The organism is Mesorhizobium sp. P3_A9, assembly GCF_056402975.1.
Genome location: NZ_JBFUGJ010000316.1, coordinates 1 through 6,789, shown reverse-complemented (window position 1 = coordinate 6,789; position 6,789 = coordinate 1). Strand labels below are relative to the sequence as shown.

6 protein-coding genes and 1 pseudogene are annotated in these 6,789 nt (G+C 64.0%); 4 read left to right on the top strand and 3 right to left on the bottom strand.

The annotated features are described in order from the left end of the window. The 3 genes from alaS to AC1DX0_RS28310 all read left to right on the top strand — a co-directional run. On the top strand, nt 1-2,001 hold a 2,001-nt coding region (gene alaS / locus AC1DX0_RS28320; RefSeq protein WP_477357700.1), incomplete at its 5' end, for an alanine--tRNA ligase. A 10-nt stretch (nt 2,002-2,011) separates the two neighbouring features. Continuing rightward, a complete protein-coding gene (locus AC1DX0_RS28315) occupies nt 2,012-3,307 on the top strand; it encodes an SDR family oxidoreductase (RefSeq protein WP_477221263.1) in 1,296 nt (431 codons plus the stop codon). Further along, nucleotides 3,304-3,783 carry a DUF2269 family protein gene (locus AC1DX0_RS28310; RefSeq protein WP_477221264.1) on the top strand — a complete coding sequence of 160 codons (480 nt, stop codon included), beginning with the start codon at nt 3,304-3,306 and terminating at the stop codon, nt 3,781-3,783. The genes AC1DX0_RS28315 and AC1DX0_RS28310 overlap by 4 nt, the downstream gene beginning before the upstream one ends. A gap of 36 nt (nt 3,784-3,819) precedes the next feature. On the opposite strand, the gene AC1DX0_RS28305 is transcribed toward AC1DX0_RS28310, so the two are convergent. Genes AC1DX0_RS28305 through AC1DX0_RS28295 form a run of 3 tightly spaced genes read right to left on the bottom strand, consistent with a single transcriptional unit; the run spans nt 3,820 to nt 6,405 of the window. Continuing rightward, nucleotides 3,820-4,446, bottom strand: coding sequence for a glutathione S-transferase family protein (locus AC1DX0_RS28305; RefSeq protein ID WP_477221265.1), 627 nt, complete (start codon nt 4,444-4,446; stop codon nt 3,820-3,822). Further along, the gene (locus AC1DX0_RS28300) at nt 4,443-5,192 is read right to left on the bottom strand and encodes a hypothetical protein (protein ID WP_477221266.1); all 750 of its coding nucleotides are present in this window, start codon (nt 5,190-5,192) and stop codon (nt 4,443-4,445) included. The genes AC1DX0_RS28305 and AC1DX0_RS28300 overlap by 4 nt, the downstream gene beginning before the upstream one ends. Nucleotide 5,193: 1 nt before the next feature. After that, nucleotides 5,194-6,405, bottom strand: coding sequence for an NADP-dependent isocitrate dehydrogenase (locus AC1DX0_RS28295; protein WP_477221267.1), 1,212 nt, complete (start codon nt 6,403-6,405; stop codon nt 5,194-5,196). A gap of 215 nt (nt 6,406-6,620) precedes the next feature. Between AC1DX0_RS28295 and AC1DX0_RS28290 the strand changes: the two are divergent. Then, nucleotides 6,621-6,789, top strand: a pseudogene (locus AC1DX0_RS28290) (RNA methyltransferase); the annotation flags it as partial.

Genomic DNA, 6,789 nt, shown 5'->3' with positions numbered 1-6,789 from the left:
CCGTCGATCGACACCGGCATGGGCCTGGAGCGCATGGCSTCSATCCTGCAAGGSGTGGAAAGCGTYTTYGAGACCGAYCTGTTYCGSCATYTGATCGATGCGGCGTCCTCCGCGCTCGGCCGCGCTCCCGACGCTGAAACGGTGGCGTCTTACCGCGTCATTGCCGATCACCTGCGCTCGTCCTCCTTCCTGGTCGCCGACGGCGTGCTGCCTTCGAACGAAGGGCGCGGCTATGTGCTGCGCCGCATCATGCGCCGCGCGATGCGCCACGCGCAGCTGCTCGGTGCGAACGAGCCGCTGATGTGGAAGCTGGTGCCGGCGCTGGTGCGCGAGATGGGCCAGGCCTATCCCGAATTGTTGCGCGGCGAGCAGTTGATCACAGAGACGCTGAAGCTCGAGGAGACGCGCTTCCGCAAGACGCTGGTGCGCGGCCTCGGYCTGCTCTCCGAGGCGACSGAAACRCTSCAYGCCGGCGACATGCTGGAYGGCGAGACSGCCTTCAAGCTCTACGACACCTATGGCTTCCCGCTCGACCTGACGCAGGACGCGCTGCGCCAGCGCAGCATCTCGGTCGATCTTGCCGGCTTCACCAACGCGATGGAGCAGCAGAAGGCCGAGGCGCGCAAGCACTGGGCGGGGTCCGGCGAGGCCGCCACCGAGACGGTCTGGTTCTCCGTGCGTGAAAAGGCCGGCGCCACCGAATTCCTCGGCTACGAGACTGAAGCTGCGGAAGGCCTCATCCAGGCGCTGGTCAAGGACGGCAAGACTGTCGACAGCGCCGGCAAGGGCGACGCCGTCGCGGTGGTCGTCAACCAGACGCCATTCTATGGCGAGTCCGGCGGCCAGATGGGCGACACCGGCATCATCTCGGGCGAAGGCTTCTCGATCGAGATTTCTGACACGCAGAAGAAGGCCGACGGGCTGTTCGTGCATCTCGGCAAGGTGGCAAGCGGCACCGTCAAGACGGGCGCTGCGGTTGAGCTCAAGGTCAACCATGCGCGCCGCACGAGGCTGCGCGCCAACCATTCCGCCACGCATCTGATCCACGAGGCGCTGCGCGAGGTGCTGGGCACCCATGTCGCGCAGAAGGGCTCGCTGGTCGCACCGGAGCGGCTGCGCTTCGACATCTCGCACAACAAGCCGATCTCGGCCGAGGAGCTCGAAGAGGTCGAGCGCATGGCCAACGAGATCGTCGTGCAGAACAGCCCGGTGACCACGCGCCTGATGTCGGTCGACGACGCCATCGCCGAGGGCGCCATGGCGCTGTTCGGCGAGAAGTACGGCGACGAAGTGCGCGTCGTGTCGATGGGCACGGGGCTGCATGGTGCCAAGGCCAACCGGCCCTATTCCGTCGAACTCTGCGGCGGCACCCATGTCAGGGCGACCGGCGATATCGGTCTGGTCCGCGTTGTCTCCGACAGCGCGGTCGCCGCCGGCGTGCGCCGCATCGAGGCGCTGACCGGCGAGGCGGCGCGCAAACATCTCGACGAGCAGGACAGGCGTCTGAAGGCGGCGGCAGCCGTGCTGAAGATTTCGCCCGCCGACGTGCCGGCGCGTGTCGAGGCTTTGCTCGAAGAGCGCAAGAAGCTCGAGAAGGAACTGACGGAAGCGCGCAAAAAGCTGGCGCTGGGCGGCGGTGCCGCGGCTGGTGCGCCTTCGGAGAACGAGACCGTCGCGGGCGTCGGCTTCCTCGGCAAGGCGGTCTCCGGCGTCTCGCCGAAGGATCTGAAGCCGCTCGCCGATGCCGGCAAGACCTCGCTCGGTTCCGGCGTCGTCGTCTTCGTCGGCGCCGGCGAGGATAACAAGGCGAGCGTCGTCGTCGCCGTCACCGACGATCTGCTAAGCCGCTTCAGCGCCGTCGACCTGGTCCGCGTGGCCTCCGCCGCACTGGGCGGGCAGGGCGGTGGCGGCCGTCCCGACATGGCGCAGGCCGGCGGTCCGGATGCGTCGAAGGCCAACGAGGCGATTGCGGCTGTGAAGGCGGCACTCGAAGGCGCCTGAAAGCCACGACATGAATGTTCTCGTCCTCGGCGGCTATGGTTTGATCGGGGACGCCGTCGTTGGCCGTTTGCTCAGCGACGGTCATCATGTGGCCGGTCTCGGTCGCGATATCAGGGATGCGCAACGATGCCGGCCTGCGGTTCGCTGGATCGCGGCAGACATGTCGAAACTGCTCGTCGCTGAAGATTGGCTGCCGGTGGTTGCGGGCATGGACGCGGTCGTCAATGCGGCGGGCGCCTTGCAGGATGGCCCGCGCGACCGCCTCGACGCCATTCATCGCGGCTCGGTGGTAGCGCTGGTCGCGGCCTGCGAACAGGCCGGCGTGCGCCGTTTTGCGCAGATCTCGGCGATCGGCGTCGATGCCGCGTCATCGGACGCCTTCTTCAACACCAAGGCGCAAGGCGACAAGGCCGTCACAAACTCTTCGCTGGAGTGGACGATCCTGCGACCGGGTCTGGTGATCGCGCCGGCCGCTTATGGCGGCACCGCACTTTTGCGCGCCCTTGCGGCCTTTCCCGTTTTTGTTCCCGCCGTCATGGCGCGGCAGCCGATCCAGACCGTGGCGGTAACGGACGTTGCCGAGGCGGTCTCGCGCGCGGTTGCCGGATCCCTGCCGCCGCGGCTTGCGATCGATCTCGTTGAAACCGAGGCCCGTTCGCTGGCTGATGTTCTCTCAGCCTTTCGGGCATGGCTTGGCCTGCCGCCGGCCCGAATCGTGCCGATGCCGGCCATTGTCGGCCGGCTTGCCGCCGTCATTGCGGACGGCCTCGGCCTGCTTGGCTGGCGATCGCCTTTGCGCAGCGCAGCCCTGGTCGCGCTGGCGCGTGGCGTGACCGGCAATGCCGGACCCTGGAACGATGTGAGCGGCCACCCGCTTCAACCTCTGGAGGCGACGCTGGCCGCCATGCCCGCCCATGTCCAGGAGCGATGGTTCGCCCGCCTCTGGCTGCTGAAACCGGCCGTGTTCGGCGTGCTCTCGCTGTTCTGGCTGGTGTCCGGCATCGTCGGCTTTATCAGGCAGGATGCGACTGCCGACATTCTGGTGTCGCATGGCCTGTCGCCTGCGCTTGCGCTCGGAATGGTGCTTGCCGGAAGTGTTGCCGACGTCATTGTCGGAGCCGCTGTTCTGGTGCGGTCCTACGCGCGCCTGGCGCTGATGGGGATGATTGCCATCACCTTGGCCTATCTCAGCGCGGCAACCATACTTGCACCCGATCTGTGGCTCGATCCTCTGGGGGCAATGGTCAAGGCCGTACCCGCGCTTTGCCTTGTCCTGGTGGCGCTGGCGATTTTGGACGAGCGATGAGCCTCTGGGTCGACATACTGCGCTGGCTGCATATCATCGGCGCCACGGTTCTCTTTGGCACCGGCGCCGGCATCGCCTTCTTCATGCTCATGGCGCAGCGCACCGGCCGCGCCGACCTCGTCGCCCATGTCGCGGGCACGGTCGTCATCGCCGACACCATTTTTACGGCGACCGCCGTCATCGTCCAGCCGATCACCGGCGTGCTGCTGGCGCAGGCAGTGGGCTGGCCGCTCTCCGAAGGCTGGATTGTGCTGTCTTTGCTGCTCTATATCGTGACCGGCCTGTTCTGGCTGCCGGTGGTCTGGATTCAGATTCGCATCCGCAACCTGGCGCGACAGGCTGCCATCGAAAACGCGCCGCTGCCGCCTGAGGAAAAGCGTCTGTTCCGCATCTGGTTTGTGTGCGGCTTTCCGGCTTTTGCCGCCGTGCTTGCCATCCTGTGGCTGATGGTCACCAGGCCCGAGATAGGGTTTTAGCCCATCGCTTTCTGCCGGGCTCGTCTGGCGGGTTGCTCAATCTGCCTTTTCGGTCTTGGCGAAGCTCGATCGGGCCGCGATGCGGCCCCACCAGGCGTGGATCTCGGCAAATTGGGCCAGGCGCTTCTGGCCCTCAGCGACTTTCAAGAAATAGCCGATGATCGGTGCCGCATGCAGGTCGGCCAGCGTCAGTTGATCGCCGAGCAGCCACGGGCCGGGAGCCTTGAGCGAGGTTAGCACCCGCAGCACTTTTTCGGCCTGGCGCAGTCCGTTGGCGATCAGGCTCTCGTCCGGCTCAGCCTTTTCCAGCCGTTCCACTGCGACATCCCAAACCATCGCCCTGTAGGCATAAGCGTCGAGCATGCCTGTCATCTGGCCCATCCTCGCGCGGCCGCGCGCATCGGCGGGCTGCAGTGCCGGCCCGTCGAAGGCCTCGTCGACATAGCGCGCGATTGCATTTGTTTCGAACAGCCGAAACCCATCATGTTCGAAGGCCGGGATGCGACCGAAAGGATGGTGCTCCAGATACCAGGCCGGGACGCCCTCGGCGGCGAAGATATCGAGCGGCACGAGCTCGTACTCGATGCCTTTCTCCTCCAGCGCCATCCGTGCGATGCGCACGTAAACGCTGTAGTCCGCGCCGTAGAGAGTTGGCCTGTTCAAGTTGTTTCCTCGCCGAGCTGAAGCCAAATACGCAAGTTCCCGACCGATTCGAAGCCGGCTGTACGCGCCGCCCGCAAAGCAGCACCGCGCTCATATCCCACGAGCGGAAGACCGTTGGCGTAGGTAAGGGCGGCATTTGCTGCATCTTGATAGACGGGTTCTGCGTCGTCACCTTTTGCAAAGACATTCGATAGGCCCATGGCCTCCGACGAGCGGTTCACGATGCAGCCGGCGTCAAAGCCCGCGGTGGTGGCACGCCCTAGAAATGCAACGTTTGGGTTATCGAGTATCGACGGTGGGAACACCCGTCGGTCGGTTGGGTTGTCTGACGCCCATGCATCTTCCCAGGCATGGAGCGCTTCGGGATCACAGATGCGCCGCCATCCGGCAGCCCAGCCGCCGCCGGTCCTTGCGATCGCGCTGTCCGGATCGGCCCATATCCAGCTTGCGTCGAAGAGAACCTTGAACCCGATGTCGGCCAGGTCGAGACGACAAAATCCGTCCTTGACCGCAAAGGGACCGTCAAGCAACGAACTCAGGTGCTTGACTGCTTCGAGCTGAAGTTCGATCGCATCAGGATCCAGCGTTGTCATATTTGAATAGTATGGTGGAGCCGGCGTATCGCTCCACCACAGGAACAAGTTTCGGTGTTCCCTCAACCGGTGAGCCCGAAACACCGCTTCGTAGAGATCGGCGTTGTTTGCCGCACAGATGCGGACCTTGTCTGCCAAGGTCCGCATTGTCATGTCAGGCCATCGCCTTCTGCAGRTTCTCGTCGATYTTGTCGAGGAARCCGGTGGTCGACAGCCAGGGCTGRTCGGGRCCGATCARSAGCGACAGRTCCTTGGTCATGAAGCCGGATTCGACTGTCTGGATGCAGACCTTTTCCAGCGTGTCGGCAAACCGCTTCAGCTCGGCATTGTCGTCGAGCTTGGCGCGGTGGGCGAGTCCGCGCGTCCAGGCGAAGATCGAGGCGATCGAATTGGTCGAGGTTTCCTCGCCCTTCTGGTGCTGGCGGTAGTGGCGGGTGACGGTGCCGTGCGCGGCTTCCGCTTCCACCGTCTTGCCATCCGGTGTCATCAGCACCGAGGTCATCAGGCCGAGCGAGCCGAAACCTTGCGCCACTGTGTCGGACTGCACGTCGCCGTCATAATTCTTGCAGGCCCAGACATAGCCGCCAGACCATTTGAGGGCGGAGGCCACCATGTCGTCGATCAGGCGATGCTCGTACCACAGCTTCTTCGCCTTGAACTCGGCCTCGAATTCAGCCTCGTAGACTTCCTGGAAAATGTCCTTGAAGCGGCCGTCATAGGCCTTGAGGATGGTGTTCTTGGTCGAGAGATAGACCGGATAGTTGCGCAGCAGGCCGTAGTTCAGCGAGGCGCGGGCAAACTCGCGGATCGAGTCATCGAGATTGTACATGGCCATGGCCACACCGGCGCCGGGCGCATCGTACACATCATGCTCGATGACCTGGCCGTCCTCGCCGACGAACTTGATCGTCAGCTTGCCCTTGCCGGGGAAGCGGAAATCGGTGGCGCGGTACTGGTCGCCGAAGGCATGGCGGCCGACGATAATCGGCTTGGTCCAGCCCGGCACCAGGCGCGGCACGTTCTTCATGATGATCGGCTCGCGGAAAATAGTGCCGCCGAGGATGTTGCGGATGGTGCCGTTCGGCGACTTCCACATCTTCTTCAGCTTGAATTCCTCGACGCGCTGCTCGTCGGGCGTGATCGTCGCGCATTTCACGCCGACGCCCCATTTCTTGATGGCGTTGGCCGAATCGATGGTCACCTGGTCGTTGGTGGCGTCGCGGTGTTCGACGCCAAGGTCGTAATATTCAAGCTTSAGGTCGAGATAAGGGTGGATCAGCTTGTCCTTGATGAACTGCCAGATGATGCGGGTCATCTCGTCGCCGTCGAGTTCGACGACCGGGTTCGCCACCTTGATCTTCGCCATGAAAGAATGCCTCGTTGCTGGGATATGGGACGGCCTTGCCCGCGTCGGGTTCGGCCAGGGGATGCCGCCCGTATATCAAAGCGCTTTTGGCCGCGCAAACGCCGATCGGTCACGAATGTGAGGCTGTCGCTGCGATCATTTGCCAAAGCTTCATTTTCGCGGCGGAATATGGCAGGGAACGCTGAAATGCCGCAAACAGCAGTTCATTGACAATTATGCCCGTCACCAAAGATCCCGATAGCACCACGGTCGCCGGTCCGGCCATCATCCTCGTCGAGCCGCAGCTTGGCGAAAACATCGGCATGGTCGCCCGCGCCATGGCCAATTTCGGCTTGGCCGAACTGCGCCTCGTCAACCCACGCGATGGCTGGCCGAGCGAGAAGG

Bases quoted from the DNA above. Each gene is read 5' to 3' on its own strand.
- AC1DX0_RS28300 (WP_477221266.1), bottom strand. From the start codon at position 5,192: ATGACAATGCGGACCTTGGCAGACAAGGTCCGCATCTGTGCGGCAAAC.
- AC1DX0_RS28315 (WP_477221263.1), top strand. From the start codon at position 2,012: ATGAATGTTCTCGTCCTCGGCGGCTATGGTTTGATCGGGGACGCCGTC.
- AC1DX0_RS28310 (WP_477221264.1), top strand. From the start codon at position 3,304: ATGAGCCTCTGGGTCGACATACTGCGCTGGCTGCATATCATCGGCGCC.